This window comes from Plantactinospora sp. DSM 117369, assembly GCF_053764795.1.
Genome location: NZ_CM132446.1, coordinates 4,243,701 through 4,258,754, shown reverse-complemented (window position 1 = coordinate 4,258,754; position 15,054 = coordinate 4,243,701). Strand labels below are relative to the sequence as shown.

The following is a 15,054-nucleotide window of genomic DNA, read 5'->3' as shown; positions in this document are numbered from 1 at the left end:
AGGGGAGGTTGAAAAAGGTTCATCGCGGGCCCGCGGTACGACGCGCCCCCGGCGCCGGGCTTCGTGCTCGGTGCCGGAGGGCTTCGTCGTTCCCCGTGGCAACCGGCTCCTTCCGGTGTGGCTCCCCCGGCTCGGCGTGGAAGACCCACGAGATCGGCTACTGGGCGGAACTGGAGCCGGCCACCTCATGCTGGCTAGCCCGGATCGCTGGTCAGGTCGACAACCCTCAGCGCGACGGGAAGCGGCCCCGAGCGCAGTTGGCTCACCAGCGCCTCCGCCGTCGACCGGGTGAAGTTCCCGACGATCTGGGCGTCGCCGGTGAGTACGGTCTGGATCGTCGGCGCGGAGACCACCACGTCGTCCACGACGATGGCCACCTGGTTCGCGCCGTCCCCGGCACCTGACGCCGTCCTGGTCAGCTCGGTGAACCGCTGCTGCCCGACCGACGTGAAGCCGATCGTCACCACCCACTGACCATGTGTCTCCAGGGTCGCCGTCGCCTTGCTGATGTCCGCCGCCGACACAGCGGCGGAGTCGAGCAGATACCTACTCGGTGGTTCGGCCCGGTCGCAGGTGGCGGTCCGTTCGCCGGGCGCGGTGACCACGTCGACCGGGCGTGCCAGCAACTGCGCACAAGTCACCGTCGGGACCACATATCCCACCTCGGGCGGCAGCACCGCGACCTCGGCGCCGGAGAGCGCCTCGAAGGGGGTGAGCGCCTCCCGCGTCACCGGATCGATCTGTTCCGGAGCGGGCCGATCCCGGACGAGCGACTGGGCGACCTCGTACGCCCGACCGAGCTTGGTGATCACCTGGTCCCGGCTGGGCGGCGGTGCGGTCTGCGGGCCCGGCACCGGCGGGGTGCCGGCGGCCGAGGCGTCGGATCGCTGCGTGGTGGTGGCGAGTACGCGACGGAACTCGAGTTCGCCGACGGCCACCAGGGCGCGCAGTTTCTCCTCCTGGTGGGCACCGGCCACCCGCACCACGATCCTGCGGTCGCCGGACCGCTGCACCGACGGATCGGCCAACCCAGCGGCCTCGGCCCGGCCGGCGAGTGCCCGCCTGGTCCGTTCGAGCGCGTCGTCGGCGACGGGGGCGATCGCCTCCACGGTGATCGTGGTGCTGCCGCGCGGGACGTCGGAGATCCGATCACGGACCACGACGGTCAGCAGCGCGATCCCGGCACCGCAGAGAACGGCCAGGGCCAGCCCGCCCGCCACGAGCACCGCGACGACCTTTCGCCTGCCGGGCGACGGGCCGGGCAGGCCCGCCGGTGGCGTCCCGGCCGGTACTGACGGAGGTTGACCGTGGCCCATGGAACGGAGCTTACTGAGCTTCAGCCACCGGATCGTCGGTCGGCTGGTTGAGGCGGGCGAGCTTGCCACGTACCCCGTCGAAGTGGGCGTGCATCGCGGCGACGGCGGCCGCCTTGTCCCCGGCGGCGATCGCGGTGTAGATGTCGCGGTGCCGGCGCGCGACGTCGGCCGGCGTCTCGTCCGGGGTCCCCAGCTCGCCGCGGAGCTGGTAGAAGACCTCCCAGAACGCGCCGAGCAGGCGGCCGACCAGCGGGTTGCCCAGCGGCCGGTAGAGCAGTTCGTGGAAGAGCCGGTCCGTCTCCGGCGAGACGATGCCGGCCAGCGCCTCCGCCTCCATCCGCTCGGTCACCTCGGCGACCGGCGCCAGATCGAGCTCCTGCGGCCGGTCGATCAGCCGCTGGACCAGCCCGCTCTCCAGGACCTCGCGGATCTCGGTCAGATAGCCGAGGTCGTTGCGCCCGTCCTGCAGGGTGATCCGGCTGTGGAACGCCAGTTCGTCGACGAAGCCGGTGAGCGACATCCGGCCGACGAACATCCCGAAGCCGTGCCGGATGTCCACGATGCCGACGGCCTGCAGCGCCTTGAGTGCCTCCCGCACGGAGTTGCGGCTGATCCGCAGGTCCTTCATCAGCTCCGACTCGGTGGGCAGCGGGTCCCCGGCCGCGAGCCGGCGTTCGAGGATGAGGTCCTTGACCGCCTCCTGGACCTCGACCGCGCGGCTCAGCCGGGGTCGGGCCCGGCGGTCGGGCGCGGCGCGCTCCCGCTGGGTCGGGCGGTCGGTCATGGCGTCCCGCCGAGGCGACGCCGGCTGGCCTGGCGGATCGGGGCCGTATCCGGACTGGACGTCCTACGACGATGTTCGGCGGCAGGTCGTGACGCCGCTGTGACCGCCTGCCGATCATGGCGAAACCGTGCTGACATCTCCAGGTAACCCTCTCTTGACCCGCACACTGATCGACCTCTAGCCTCCAGTCTAATGCCAACATGGGATGTGGGACGTCCAACTTCCATCGCACACATAACTGCCGACGCCTTGTAGGAGGCACCGTGAGCGCCCCGGTATCTCGGCCCGTCTTCAGCCGTCGCGACTTCCTGCGTTACAGCGGAGCGCTAAGCGCGGCGGCGACCATCGCGGCCACTGTCTCCGCCTGCGAGTCCGGCCCCGCCTCGACCGGTTCGGTCGGCGCCGCTAACGACAAAGACCTGGTCACCGCCGTGATCGGGTACGGCAACGACCAGAGCTGGGACCCGACCATGACGGCCTCGGCCTTCTCCATGGCCGCGATCGGGCACATCTACGAGGGTCTCGTGGAGACCGACCCGATCACCCGCGAGCCGTACCCGGCGCTCGCCACCGCGTTGCCCGCCGACCCGGCGGCGACCTCGTGGAAGCTCACCCTGCGTCAGGGTGCGAAGTGGCACGACGGGCAGCCGGTCACCGTCGACGACGTCGTCTTCACCTTCCAGCGGATCCTCGACCCCCAGGCGAAGGTGCTGCTCTACAGCTTCTTCGGCGCCTGGCTCAAGGAGGTCAGGAAGGTCGACGACACCACCGTCGAGGTGGTCTTCAACTTTCCCTTCCCGGACGCCCTCAAGCGCCTCGCCATCGCCAAGATCATGCCGAAGCACGTCTTCGGTGCGCCCGGCGGCTGGGACGCGGCCAAGGGCGGCAAGGCGGTCGGCTCCGGCCCGTACCGGATGACCGCGCACAACCCGAAGTCGAACACCACCTTCGAGGCGTTCGCCGACTACAACGGCCCGCGCAAGGCCCAGTTCAAGAAGATGAACTGGCTGTCCATCGTGGATGCCGCCGCCAGGGTCGCGAAGATCTCCGGCGCACATGCCGAGGCGCAGATCGCCGACAACATCCCCTACGCCAACATCGCCCAACTGAAGGACTCCGGACTGACCGTCGAGGGCGGCAAGGGCATGAACCACATGTTCCTGATGTTCAACACCGGCGCCAAGCCGTTCGACGACGTACGGGTACGGCAGGCGCTGCTCTACGCCATCGACACCGGCAAGATGATCGAGGTCGCGCTCAAAGGGCACGGTACGGCGGCCACCAGCTTCCTCAACGAGCAGAACCCGTCCTACGCCAGGGCGAAGACCGTCTACAACTACGACCCGGACAAGGCCAGGTCGCTGCTTGCCGCCGCCGGCGTCACCAACCTGTCGGTCACCCTGATGGCGGTCAACGTGAGCTGGATCAGCGACTGCCTGCCGACCGTCGCGAACTCCTGGAACGCGATCGGGGTCAAGACGACGCTCCAGCCGCAGGACACCAGCGCGCTGTTCACCAAGATGGACCAGTCGCAGGACTACCAGGTGGTCGCCGCCGCCTCCAACCCCAACCAGTTCGGCATCGACGCCGACCTGATCCTGCGCTACAACTACACCTCGGGCGGCACCTGGATGAAGTACACCCGGTGGGACACCAGCCCGGCGGCGAAGAGCATCTTCGACCTGATGGACCAGGCGATCCGGGAGCCGGACGAGGCGAGGAAGCTCGCCCTGACCCGCCAGTACCTGGACATGGTCGCCGAGCAGGCGGTGCTCTACCCGGTGGTGCACACCGAGCTGATGACCGCGTGGGACCCGAAGAAGATCTCCGGGATCCGCCCGCAGCCGTACCCGGGGTTCAACCTGCTACAGGCACAGCGCCGCTGATCGCCAGTGCCGCGGCCGGCGTCCCCCCGCCGGCCGCGGCACTCATCGCCGAGGAGTCCGACCGTGGCAGCGATCGCCAGAATGCTGGTCCGCCGCATACTCATCCTGATCCCGCTCCTGCTTGGCGTGATCCTCTTCGTCTTCATCGTCATGCGGTTCTCGCAGAACAAGCCGGAGTACGCCTACTTCGCGGGCGCCAACCCCACCCCCGAGCAGATCCACCAGTTCCAGGTCGAGAACGGCCTGCTGGATCCGCTGCCGCTGCGGTACGTGCGGTTCGTCGCCGATCTGGCACAGGGTGACCTGGGCACCAGCGTGCTCACCAACGCGCCGGTACTGGATTCGGTGCTGACCGCGCTGCCGCTGACCCTCCAGCTCACCTTCCTGGGCCTGCTGGTCGGCGTACTCACCGCGCTGGTCTTCGGGGTCACCGCGGCGATCTTCCGGGACCGCTGGCCCGACCAGCTCATCCGGGTCGTGTCGCTCGGCGGGGTGGCCGCCCCGGCGTTCTGGCTGGCCCTGCTGATGATCCAGTACCTCGCCGTGGAGCAGGGCCTCTTTCCGACCGGCGGCTACGTCAACCCCGCCGACTCGGTCAGCGGGTGGCTGCGGTCGATGACCCTGCCTGCCCTGTCGTTGTCGCTGCCGGTCGCGGCCCAACTGACCCGGATCGTCCGGACGTCGATGGTCGAGGAACTGGACCGGGACTACGTCCGGACCGCCATCGGCAGCGGTCTGCCGCCGATCGTCGTGGTGGGCCGGAACGTGCTGCGCAACGCGTTGATCAACCCGTTGACCGTGCTAGGTCTGCGGGTCGGCTACCTGCTCGGTGGCGCGGTGGTCATCGAGACCATCTTCTCCCTGCCCGGCATGGGCAAGCTGATGATCGACGGTGTCACCAACGGGGACCCGGCCGTGGTCCAGGGCGTGGTGCTGACGATCGCGACCGGGTTCGTGGTGGTCAACCTGGTCGTCGACATCCTCTATCTACTGGTCAACCCGCGACTTCGGAGCGCAGCCTGATGCGACCAGGACTGACGAGACGTCTCGCCCGGCCGGGCATCAACTTCAAGCGGCTCTCCGCACCGGCCTGGATCTCGCTCGGCGTCGTCCTCCTCATCGCGCTCGCCGCGCTCTTCGCCCCGCTGCTGGCGCCGTACTCGCCGCTGGAACAGGCGGCCACCGCCGACGGGGCCCCGTCGGCGGAGCACTGGATGGGGCTGGACAGCGCCAACCGGGACATCCTCAGCCGGCTGCTGTACGGGGCGCGGTGGTCGCTGATCATCGGCCTGGGTGCGACCGCCCTGGCCCTGGTCGTCGGCGCGGTGCTCGGTGCCGTCGCGGCCACCTCCCGCAAGTGGGTCGACGAGGGGGTCATGCGGACGCTCGACGTCATCATGGCCTTCCCCGGCATCGCGCTGGCCGCCGTGCTGGTGGCGGTCTTCGGCGGCGGCATCCAGGTGCTCGTGCTCGCGATCGCGTTCCTCTACATGCCCTCGGTGACCCGGGTGGTCCGGGCCAACGTGCTGGCCCAGTACGGCGAGGACTACGTGGACGCCGAGAAGGTCATCGGCGCCCGCACGCCGTACATCGTGATCCGGCACGTGGCGATCAACTGCGCCGCGCCGGTGCTGGTGTTCTGCACGGTGATGGTCGCGGACGCGATCGTCTTCGAGGCGTCGCTCTCGTTCATCGGCGCCGGGGTCCGGCCGCCGGACCCGTCCTGGGGCAGCGTCATCGCCGACGGCAAGAACATGGTGCTACTCGGCGGCTGGTGGGCCACCGTCTTCCCGGGCCTGCTGATCCTGGTCACCGTCCTCGCACTGAACATCCTCTCCGAGGGGGTCTCCGACGCCTGGGCGGCACCGACGGCCCGGCGGGTGCCCGGCGCGAAGAAGCCCGCCGAGGGCGACGCGTGGGAGCAGGCCGCCCCCGGGTCCGGCGAGCTCACCGAGCTGCCCGGCCTGGCCGAGGCGGCGCGGCGGCTGGCCGAACGCGCCCGGCCGCTCCCGTCCGGTCCGCCGATGCTCCAGGTGAAGGAGTTGGCCATCGGCTTCGAGGGCCGGCACGCCGGGGTGGACATCGTGGCCGGCATCTCGTTCGACGTCCGGCCGGGCGAGGTACTCGGCCTGGTCGGCGAGTCGGGCTGCGGCAAGTCGCTGACCGCGCTGACCATCATGGGGTTGCAGCCGAGGGGCGCCCGGATCGGCGGCGAGATCCGGTTCGACGGCAAGGATCTGCTGAAGCTGTCCCGCTCGGCCCGCCGGCGGCTGATGGGACACGACATGGCGATGGTCTACCAGGACGCGCTCTCCTCGCTGAACCCCGCGATGACCATCAAGGCGCAGCTCAAGCAGGTCGTCCGGCGCGGTGGCCGGCGTACCCCGACCGAGCTGCTGGAGATGGTCGGGCTGGACCCGGCCCGGACCCTCTCGGCGTACCCGCACGAGCTTTCCGGAGGGCAGCGGCAGCGGGTGCTCATCGCGATGGCCCTGTCCCGGGACCCGAAGCTGATCGTCGCCGACGAGCCGACCACGGCGCTGGACGTGACGGTACAGGCGCAGGTGATCGAGCTGCTGCTGCGGCTCCGCGCCGAACTCGGGTTCGCGCTCATCCTGGTCTCCCACGACCTGGCCCTGGTTGCCGACGTCACCGACCGGGTGGTGGTGATGTACGGCGGGCAGATCGTCGAGACCGGCGTCACCGCGGCGCTGGTCGGCGCTCCGGCCCACCACTACGCCCGCGGGCTGCTGGGCTCGGTGCTCTCGCTGGAGGCGGGTGCGCGGCGGCTCACTCAGATCCGCGGGGTCGTCCCCTCCCCGGCCGACTTCCCGGCCGGCTGCCGATTCGCCGACCGCTGCCCGATGGCCACCGAGATCTGCCGTACCGAGGCGCCACGGCTTACCGGTGCGGTGCACGGGCACGCGGTCGCCTGCCACCATCCGGCGATCGAGATCGCGACGCCGGTGGCCGTCGGAACGGAGGCACGCTGATGGCGGCGACCCTGCTGGAGCTGCACGACGTACACGTGGTGCACCGGGCGCGGTCCGGCGGGATCTTCTCCCGGGACCGGGTCTACGCGCTCACCGGCGCCGACCTGACCATCGCCGCTGGCGAGACGGTGGGGGTGGTCGGCGAGTCGGGCTGCGGCAAGTCCACTCTGGCCCGGGTACTGGTCGGACTGCAGCGGCCGACCGACGGCGCGGTGTCGTTCCGCGGCGAGGACGTCTGGTCGATGGCGACCTCCCGGCGCCGGTCCGTGATCGGATCGACCACCGGGATGGTCTTCCAGGATCCGTCCACCGCGCTGAACCGCCGGCTGCCGGTCCGGACGATCCTGCGCGACCCGCTGGACGTCCACCGCCGAGGCACCCGCCGGGAGCGCGACGAGCGGGTCCGCGAGCTGCTCGACCTGGTCGGCCTCCCGTCCAGCGCGGCCGACCTGCTGCCCAGCCAGCTCTCCGGCGGCCAGCGGCAGCGGGTGGCGATCGCCCGGGCACTCGCGCTGCAACCGGAGCTGCTCATCGCCGACGAGCCGACCAGCGCGCTGGACGTCTCGGTCCGGGCGCAGATCCTCAACCTGCTGCTGGACCTGAAGGACCGGCTCGGCCTGGCACTGGTCTTCGTCTCGCACGACATCCAGACCGTCCGCCGGATGAGCGACCGGGTGGTCACGATGTACCTGGGGCGAATCGTGGAGCAGACGCCCGCGCAGGCGGTACCGCAGCACGCCCGGCACCCGTACACCCGGGCGCTCTTCTCCGCCACGCCCGGGCTGCTCTCCCCGATCGACCCGATCCCGCTGGTCGGCCCGGTGCCGTCGGCGACCCGGCCGCCGAGCGGGTGCCCCTTCCGGACCCGCTGCTGGAAGGCGGACGAGGTCTGCGCCTCGGCGATGCCGCCGGTACAGACCAGCACCGACCGGCCCGACGACCACCTGTTCCGATGCCATCACCCCGTACTGGACGGGGCGAGCGACCTCGAACTGATCAGCCAAGCACAGGAGCGCCCATGACCACCGCCAGCGCCCTCACCGGCGTCATCCCCCCGGTGTCCACCCCGTTGACCCCGGACCTCGACGTCGACACCGGGTCGCTGGCCCGGTTGGTGGACCATCTGCTGGCCGGCGGTGTGGACGGGCTCTTCGTGCTGGGCTCCACCTCCGAGGTCGCGTACCTGCCGGACGGTCACCGCAAGGTCGTGCTGGAGACGGTGATCGGGCACGTCGCCGGGCAGGTCCCGGTGTTGGCCGGCGTCATCGACACGACCGCGCTGCGGGTGCTGGACCACGCCCGGGTGGCGGCCGAGGCGGGCGCGGACGGCCTGGTGGCGACCGCGCCCTTCTACACCCGGACCCACCCGGACGAGATCGCCCTGCACTTCCGGACCATCGCGGCCCGCGGCGGACTTCCGCTGTACGCGTACGACCTGCCCGTCTCGGTACACAGCAAGCTCGGCACCGACCTGGTGCTGGAGCTGGCCGCCGAGGGGACGCTCGCCGGGGTCAAGGACTCCAGCGGTGACGAGGCCGGGCTGCGCGGGGTGATCCTCGGGCGCCGGGACCGCCCGGAAATCGGCGCGTTCAGCGTGCTGACCGGCTCCGAACTGACCGTCGACTCGGCGCTGTGGATGGGAGCCGACGGTGTCGTGCCGGGCCTTGGCAACGTCGACCCGCACGGGTACGCGAGGCTGTTCCGGGCGGCGGGCAAGGGGGACTGGGAGGCGGCCCGCTCCGAGCAGGAGCGCCTGCTGCGCCTGTTCCAGCTCGTAAACGTCGGCGCCGGCCGGATCGGTATGAGCTCCTCGGCGCTGGGCGCCTTCAAGGCCGCGCTGCACCTGCGCGGCATCATCGCGCACCCGACCACGGCGCTGCCGCAGATCCCGTTGAACCCCGACGAGGTCGCCCGGGTCAAGGAGTACCTTGCCGCCGCCGGCCTGGTGTGACCGGGCCCGGCCGCCCACCCGGCGGGGGTCAGGCCGGCTCGGTCAGCGCCTCGACCGGCCGGGCCTCCGCCCGCGCGATGCGTGCCTTCACGTCGCGGAAGTGCAGCCGCATCGCCTCCCGGGCGGCCTCCGGGTCCCGGGCGCGCAGCGCCGCCACGATCCGGCGGTGGTTGACCACGATCTCCGCGGTCCGCTCCTCCGGCGGACCGAGCGCCGGCTCGACCTGGTGGTAGACGTCCCAGAACAGGCCGATCAGCTGGAGCACCAGCTCGTTGCCGCACGACTCGTAGAGCAGCGAGTGGAACGCCCGGTCGGCCTCCAGGTCCCGGTCCATGGCGGTGACCAGGGCGTCCAGCGCGGCGATCCGGGGACCGCTGACGATCTGCGCCACCTGGCCGATCAGCCCGGTCTCGATCAGCTCACGGACCTCGACCAGGTCGTGCAGCGCGCGGATCCCGCCGCCCGGTCCGGAGCGCACCCGGAACGCCAGCGACGGGGTGAGCACGTCGAGTGACGCCTGACCGACGAACGTGCCGTAGCCGTGCCGGATCTCGACGATGCCCAGTGCCTGCAGGGCCCGCACCGCCTCGCGCACGCTGTTGCGGCTCGCCCCGAGCAGGTCCATCAGCTGCGGCTCGGTCGGCATCGGCGCGCCGGGAGCCAGACGGCGCTCGTGGATCAGGGCGACGATGCGCTCCTGTAGCGACCCACCGTTACGCGTACGCATGCTGCCTCCAGGCTCGTCGAAACCTCGGGTCATAACATCCCACCTCTCGAACCCGGAAGGCCAGGCGGTGCGGGAAGTAACACCGGCGGCACCGCCCGTACCGGATGGAAATCAGCCGGACGTACCTGGCTCACCTGCCCGCTCGGCCGCTTGCCTGCCCGCTCGCCGCCGATCCGGGGCGAACATAGGACGTCTCGTCGACCAGGGAGAGCGGCATCGTGGAGATACTGACGTCGGAGACGCTTGGCGGCACCTGGGGTACGATACTGCTCCCCATCCGCGCCGACGAGTCGATCGACTGGGCGCGTCTCGACCCGGCCCTGGACATCCTCGTCGCCGCCGGGCTCGACGGCCTGTACGCGCACGGCACCGCCGGCGAGTTCCACACCCTCGGCGAGGACGAGTACGACCGGGTCAACGAGCTGCTGGCGCGGCGCTGCGAGCGGCGCGGCGTGCCGTTCCAGATCGGGGCCAGCCACATGAGCGCACAGACCTGCCTGGCCCGGGTCGCCCGGGCCCGTACGCTCCGGCCCGGTGCGATCCAGGTGACGCTGCCGGACTGGCTGCCGATGTCGGGCAGCGAGGTGCTGCGGTTCCTGGCCCGGGTCGCGGCCGTCGCCGACCCGGTGCCGCTGGTGCTCTACAACCCGCCGCACGCCAAGACCCAGGTGCCGGCCGAGCTGTACCCGGTGATCCGCCGCGAGGTCCGCACGCTCATCGGGATCAAGGTCGCCGGCGGCGACGCCGAATGGTACGCCCGGATGCGGCGGGACGCGGCCGGGATCGCGATCTTCGTCGCCGGCCACGACCTGGCGACCGGCCGCCGGCACGGCGCCGCCGGCTCGTACTCGAACATCGCCGCACTCAGCCCGGCCGGGGCGATGGCGTGGCAACGGATGATGGCCGAGCGACCGGTCGCCGCGCTCGACGTGGAGCGCCGGATCCACGCGTTCTTCACCGAACACGTCCAGCCGCTCCAGCGCGGGGGGTACGCCAACTCCGCGCTCGACAAGTTCCTCGCCCACGTCGGCGACTGGGCCGACATCGGCACCCGGGTCCGCTGGCCGTACGGCTCGGTCGATCCCGCACTCGCCGAGCGGCTGCGACCGCTGGCCCGGGAGCGGCTGCCCGAACTCTTCCCGGAGGCGTAGTGCCCCGCCCCACCACCGGGGCGGGCGGGGCACCAGCGTCCTCTCAGGACCGGAGTACCGCCACGCCGCGCGGCGCGACGGTCACCGTGTCGACCGTCCGGTCACGTTCGCCGAGCAGGTCTACCGCCGGGCGGGGAAGCGGTACCGTCACCGGCTCGGCACCGTGGTTGAGCAGCAGCAGGTACGACCGGTCGTCGCCGTGCCGGACCACCGCCTGCAACCCGTCCGGCAGGTCGGGCAGCACCGGCGCCGCCCCGGCCTCGGCGCGGGCGCGGTCCAGCACCGCCCGCATCATCACCGGCTCCGGGCGGGTCGCGAGATACCAGGCCACCCCGGCGCCGTACCGGTACCGGGTGACCGCTGGCCGGCCGGCCAGCTCCCCGCCGGCAAAGGTCGCGACCGCCTCCGCTCCCTCAAGCTCGACCCACTCCGACCAGACCGTGCCGGTGTGCTGCCGCGCGCCGAACTCCAGCGCGACGGTGCCGTCCGCGGGCAGTGGCCAGAACTCGTCCACCCGCAACCCCAGCACGTCACGCAGCGGCGCCGGGTAGCCGCCCTGGTACGCCCGGTCGCACTCGTCCACGATGCCGGTGAAGAACGACACGACCAGGTGCCCGCCACCGTCGACGTACCGGCGCAGCCGCTGCGCGACCTCGGCGGACATCAGGTAGAGGTTCGGCACGACGACCAGCCGGTATCCGGAGAGGTCCGCGGTCGGCGGCACCACGTCGCAGCTGACGTGCGCGTCGAAGAGCGGGTCGTAGTGCGCCTGCGCCGTTTCCAGCAGGTCCAGCGCGGCCGGGTGGGCGTCGGACTCCAGCGCCCACCAGTTGGCCCAGTCGTGCACCAGCGCGACCTCGGCCCGGACCCGCGTGCCGGCCAGCTCGCCGACCTGGGCCAGCTCCCGGCCGAGCGCCCGAATCTCCTGGTGCGTACGGGTCCGCGTCCCGCCGTGCGGCACCATCGCCGAGTGGAACTTCTCGGCGCCGCCGACCGCCTGCCGCCACTGGAAGAAGAGCACCGCGTCGGCGCCCTGTGCCACCGCCTGCCAACTCCACAGGCGCATCAGTCCGGGGCCCTTGGGGGCGTTGCGCACCCGCCAGTTCACCGCGCCGGGCGCCTGCTCCATCAGCAGCCACGGCTGCCCGCCGCGGGCCGAGCGGACCAGGTCGTAGCCGAAGGCGGCCGCCGTGTGCGCCCGCGGGTCGAACGGGTCCGGGTAGCTGTCCAGGCTGACCACGTCCTGCTCGGCGGCCCACCGGTACGAGTCGATCGGCTTGTGCACCAGGCCGATGAAGTTCGTGGTCACCGGAGTCTCCGGGGTGTGCCGCCGGACCACGTCGCGCTCGGCCAGATAGCAGGCGAGGATCGCGTCGTTGCTGAACCGGGCGAAGTCCAGCTTCTGTGCCGGGTTGGCGAAGGTGGGCGCGGTACGCGGCGGCAGTACCTCCGCCCAGTCGCCGTACCGCTGGGACCAGAACGTGGTGGACCACGCCTCGTTGAGCGTGTCGAGGTCGCCGTACCGGTCGCGCAGCCAGTCGCGGAAGTCGGTGGCCGACACGTCGCAGTAACAGGCCCGCACGTGGCAGCCGTACTCGTTGCCGATGTGCCACATCCGCAGCGCCGGGTGCCCGGCGTACCGGCCGGCGAGCCGCTCGACCAGCCGGCCCGCGTACCGCCGGTAGATCGGGCTGGACGGGCAGTACTGCTGCCGGCCGCCGGGCCACAGCCGGACGCCGTCGACCCGTTCGGGCAGCGTCTCCGGGTGGAGCCGGGCGAGCCAGGGCGGCGGCGAGGCGGTCATGGTGGCGAGGCTGGCGCCGATTCCGGCGTCGGCGAGGCCGTCCATCACCCGGTCGAACCAGCCGAAGTCGTACTCGCCGGGGCGCGGCTCGACGCTCGCCCAGGAGAAGATGCCGACCGAGACGAGCGAGACGCCGGTGTCGACCATCAGCTTCATGTCCTCGACCCAGACGTCCTCGGTCCACTGCTCGGGGTTGTAGTCGCCACCAAACATGATCTTGTTGGGCATGGTCATCGGACGGGTTTCCCCTTCGATCTTCGTACCGTGGAATCTGTCACGGGCGGAGCATGAGGTAGGACGTCCTCGCCGTTCGGACGGTCCATGACCGGTTTCCGGACGCCGTCGAGGCGGGGCGATGGCGCCCACGGCGGTGTGAGCGCCATCGCCACGCGATCCCGGGTCGCTCAGGTGACCCTGTCGAACGGAAGGCGCAGCCCGAGCTTGCCACCGACCGGGAGGTTCCGCCGCTGGACCAGGTCCAGCTCGGTGTCGGTGAGGGCGCGCCGGTAGACGCGTACCTCGTCCAGCGTGCCCCGGAAGCGGTCCACGCCGTCGATCCGCTGCCCGATGTGCAGCCCGCCGGTGCCGAACTCCTTGCCGAGGGTCAGCGAGCCGGCCGGTGCCGGCGCCGACGAGACCTGGACGCCGTCCACCAGCAGCCGGAGCTCGCCGCGCGCCCGTTGCAGCACCACGAAGTGCCACTGCCCGTCGTTGTACGCGCTCTGCGACTGCACGGTGACGTCGAACCGGTCGACCGCGAGGATCGCCCGGATGCGGTTGCTGGCCGGTTCGGCCCGCAGCCACAGCGCCGGCGGGTTGGTGCCCCGGTCCACCCGGTGGAACCAGAGGATCGCGTGCGCGCCGGTCCGGTCCGAGTACCGGATCCAGGAGGTCAGCGTGAAGTCCTGCCCGCCGAGGTCGATCGAGTCGTCGAACTCCACCTCCACCCGGTCGTCGACCCGGTCCAGGCTCAGCCCGTTGCCGAACCGCCCGTCGGTGGTCTGCGCACCGCCACGGACGTACGCCTCGTTGCGGTACGGCGATTCGTCCGGGGTGGTCGGCCCGGGTGCCGGCGGTCCGGGGATGCCGGGCGGGACGCCGTTCGGGGTATCCAGGTACGCCTCGTTGAACCGCGCGAACCGGATCTGCTCGTACGGCGTGACGGTGCCGGCCTCGTACATCAGCGCCGCCTCGTCACCGTCCAGGCGCACCATGTCCGAGTATGCCGACGGGCCCCAGTAGAAGACCTTGCCCTGGTCCCAGGTCTCGAACCTGCGCCCCTCGTCGTAGGAGGAACGGATCCCCATCGCCTCCCGGGCGCCGGGGTGCATCGGCGAGGAGTAGAGGATGCGGTCGCCGTCGAACCGCAGCAGCGCTGCCTGCACGTCCGTCGTCGCCAGCGCCGGCACGGTACGGAACGGCGCGTCCCAGGTCTCGCCGCTGTCGCTGCTGATCGCGTACGCCCGGTTGCCGCGGTCAGTGCCGCGTTCGCGGGCCGACGCGTAGATCCGCCCGTCGGTGAGCTCGACGACGGTGAGCTCCTGGGCGATGACCGTACCGTCGTCGCGGGAGGTCTCCGCGCCGATGTTCCAGGTCAGTCCGCTGTCGTCGCTGTAGAGCAGGTGCGAGCCGTAGACGTGCGCGCCGACCCGGTCCCAGCTCTCGAAGCTCGCCCCGACGACCAGCCGCCCGGCGTGCGGGCCGTGCTCGAGCTGGATGCCGTGCATCGGGCCGGTGGCGTACCAGAAGTTCCACTCCGGACGCTTGCCCTCGGTCATCTCCCGGGCAGCCGTCCAGGTCGCCCCGTGGTCGTCGCTGTGCTGCACCCAGGGATCCCGGTCGCAGCCGTTCGGACACGGCTCCGCGCCGTTGTGCGTGCTCACCAGCACCACCCGGCCGGTACGCTCGTCGACGATCGGCACCGGGTTGCCGTGGGTGGTGCCGTTGCCCTCGGAGACCACCTGGAGCGGCCCCCACGTCCGACCGCCGTCGGCGGAGCGGCGCAGCACGAGGTCGATGTCCTCGTCGTCGCCACAGTCCTTGACCCGCCCCTCGGCGAACGCCAGGAGCATGCCGTTCGTCGCCCGCACCACAGCGGGAATCCGGAAGCATGCGTAGCCGAAGTCGCCCTGCTTGTAGAGCACCTGCTCGGCCACGAACGGCGCGTTGTCGCCGATCGCGCCGGCGACGAGCCGGCCTTCCGGGACCGCGCCCGCCGGGGCGCCGAATCCGCTGAGGAGCAGGCCGGCGAGGACCGACACGGCACCCGCCCGCCGGCACCGGAGGCGCCCGATACGACCCTGCGGAGGATGACCAGCCTGCATGTCGTCGCCCTTCCTGCCAAGAGGAGGTTGTGACGCAACATCCTACGTCCAACGTGGGATGTTAACCAGAGAGGGCACGTCATGTTCCCGACCTGTGGCGGACCGGTCAATCGCCGGC

The 15,054-nt window shown here is 71.3% G+C and carries 11 protein-coding genes; 6 read left to right on the top strand and 5 right to left on the bottom strand.

Translation table 11 applies throughout. The features are described from left to right. Positions 1-194 precede the first annotated feature (194 nt). Both ACSMXO_RS18445 and ACSMXO_RS18440 read right to left on the bottom strand, forming a co-directional pair. Positions 195-1,226, bottom strand: a complete 1,032-nt coding sequence (locus ACSMXO_RS18445) for a SecDF P1 head subdomain-containing protein (RefSeq protein WP_455418703.1) — start codon at positions 1,224-1,226, stop codon at positions 195-197. Between the two features lie 100 nt (positions 1,227-1,326). Beyond that, positions 1,327-2,100 carry a FadR/GntR family transcriptional regulator gene (locus tag ACSMXO_RS18440; protein WP_455418702.1) on the bottom strand — a complete coding sequence of 258 codons (774 nt, stop codon included), beginning with the start codon at positions 2,098-2,100 and terminating at the stop codon, positions 1,327-1,329. 263 nt (positions 2,101-2,363) lie between these two features. Between ACSMXO_RS18440 and ACSMXO_RS18435 the strand changes: the two genes are divergently transcribed. The 5 genes from ACSMXO_RS18435 (at position 2,364) to ACSMXO_RS18415 (ending at position 8,930) form a co-directional block, all read left to right on the top strand. After that, on the top strand, positions 2,364-3,986 hold the full coding sequence (locus ACSMXO_RS18435; protein WP_346261509.1) for an ABC transporter substrate-binding protein: 1,623 nt from the start codon (positions 2,364-2,366) through the stop codon (positions 3,984-3,986). Positions 3,987-4,049: 63 nt separating this feature from the next. Beyond that, positions 4,050-5,009 (top strand): ABC transporter permease, encoded by a 960-nt coding sequence (locus tag ACSMXO_RS18430; protein WP_346261510.1) that lies wholly within the window; start codon positions 4,050-4,052, stop codon positions 5,007-5,009. Further along, positions 5,009-6,979 (top strand): dipeptide/oligopeptide/nickel ABC transporter permease/ATP-binding protein, encoded by a 1,971-nt coding sequence (locus tag ACSMXO_RS18425; RefSeq protein WP_455418701.1) that lies wholly within the window; start codon positions 5,009-5,011, stop codon positions 6,977-6,979. The genes ACSMXO_RS18430 and ACSMXO_RS18425 overlap by 1 nt, the downstream gene beginning before the upstream one ends. Continuing rightward, positions 6,979-8,001 carry an oligopeptide/dipeptide ABC transporter ATP-binding protein gene (locus tag ACSMXO_RS18420; RefSeq protein ID WP_455418700.1) on the top strand — a complete coding sequence of 341 codons (1,023 nt, stop codon included), beginning with the start codon at positions 6,979-6,981 and terminating at the stop codon, positions 7,999-8,001. Before ACSMXO_RS18425 ends, ACSMXO_RS18420 begins: the two co-directional genes overlap by 1 nt. Beyond that, entirely contained in the window at positions 7,998-8,930 is a 933-nt protein-coding gene (locus tag ACSMXO_RS18415; RefSeq protein WP_346261513.1) for a dihydrodipicolinate synthase family protein, read from the top strand. Before ACSMXO_RS18420 ends, ACSMXO_RS18415 begins: the two co-directional genes overlap by 4 nt. Positions 8,931-8,958: 28 nt before the next feature. Here the strand turns inward: ACSMXO_RS18415 and ACSMXO_RS18410 are convergent, their stop codons facing one another. Continuing rightward, positions 8,959-9,657 carry a FadR/GntR family transcriptional regulator gene (locus ACSMXO_RS18410; RefSeq protein ID WP_318393707.1) on the bottom strand — a complete coding sequence of 233 codons (699 nt, stop codon included), beginning with the start codon at positions 9,655-9,657 and terminating at the stop codon, positions 8,959-8,961. Positions 9,658-9,875: 218 nt separating this feature from the next. Between ACSMXO_RS18410 and ACSMXO_RS18405 the strand changes: the two genes are divergently transcribed. After that, complete coding sequence (locus ACSMXO_RS18405) at positions 9,876-10,808, top strand: dihydrodipicolinate synthase family protein (RefSeq protein WP_346261515.1); 933 nt, start codon at positions 9,876-9,878, stop codon at positions 10,806-10,808. 43 nt (positions 10,809-10,851) lie between these two features. Here ACSMXO_RS18405 and ACSMXO_RS18400 read toward each other — a convergent pair whose 3' ends face one another. After that, a complete protein-coding gene (locus tag ACSMXO_RS18400) occupies positions 10,852-12,846 on the bottom strand; it encodes a beta-galactosidase (protein ID WP_455418699.1) in 1,995 nt (664 codons plus the stop codon). A gap of 170 nt (positions 12,847-13,016) precedes the next feature. Continuing rightward, on the bottom strand, positions 13,017-14,873 hold the full coding sequence (locus ACSMXO_RS18395) for an exo-alpha-sialidase (protein WP_455418698.1): 1,857 nt from the start codon (positions 14,871-14,873) through the stop codon (positions 13,017-13,019). Positions 14,874-15,054: the final 181 nt, after the last annotated feature.

Excerpts from the sequence above, each read along its gene's own strand:
- ACSMXO_RS18440 (WP_455418702.1), bottom strand. The coding sequence starts at position 2,100 with ATGACCGACCGCCCGACCCAGCGGGAGCGCGCCGCGCCCGACCGCCGG.
- ACSMXO_RS18425 (WP_455418701.1), top strand. The coding sequence starts at position 5,009 with ATGCGACCAGGACTGACGAGACGTCTCGCCCGGCCGGGCATCAACTTC.
- ACSMXO_RS18420 (WP_455418700.1), top strand. The coding sequence starts at position 6,979 with ATGGCGGCGACCCTGCTGGAGCTGCACGACGTACACGTGGTGCACCGG.
- ACSMXO_RS18415 (WP_346261513.1), top strand. The coding sequence starts at position 7,998 with ATGACCACCGCCAGCGCCCTCACCGGCGTCATCCCCCCGGTGTCCACC.
- ACSMXO_RS18410 (WP_318393707.1), bottom strand. The coding sequence starts at position 9,657 with ATGCGTACGCGTAACGGTGGGTCGCTACAGGAGCGCATCGTCGCCCTG.
- ACSMXO_RS18400 (WP_455418699.1), bottom strand. The coding sequence starts at position 12,846 with ATGACCATGCCCAACAAGATCATGTTTGGTGGCGACTACAACCCCGAG.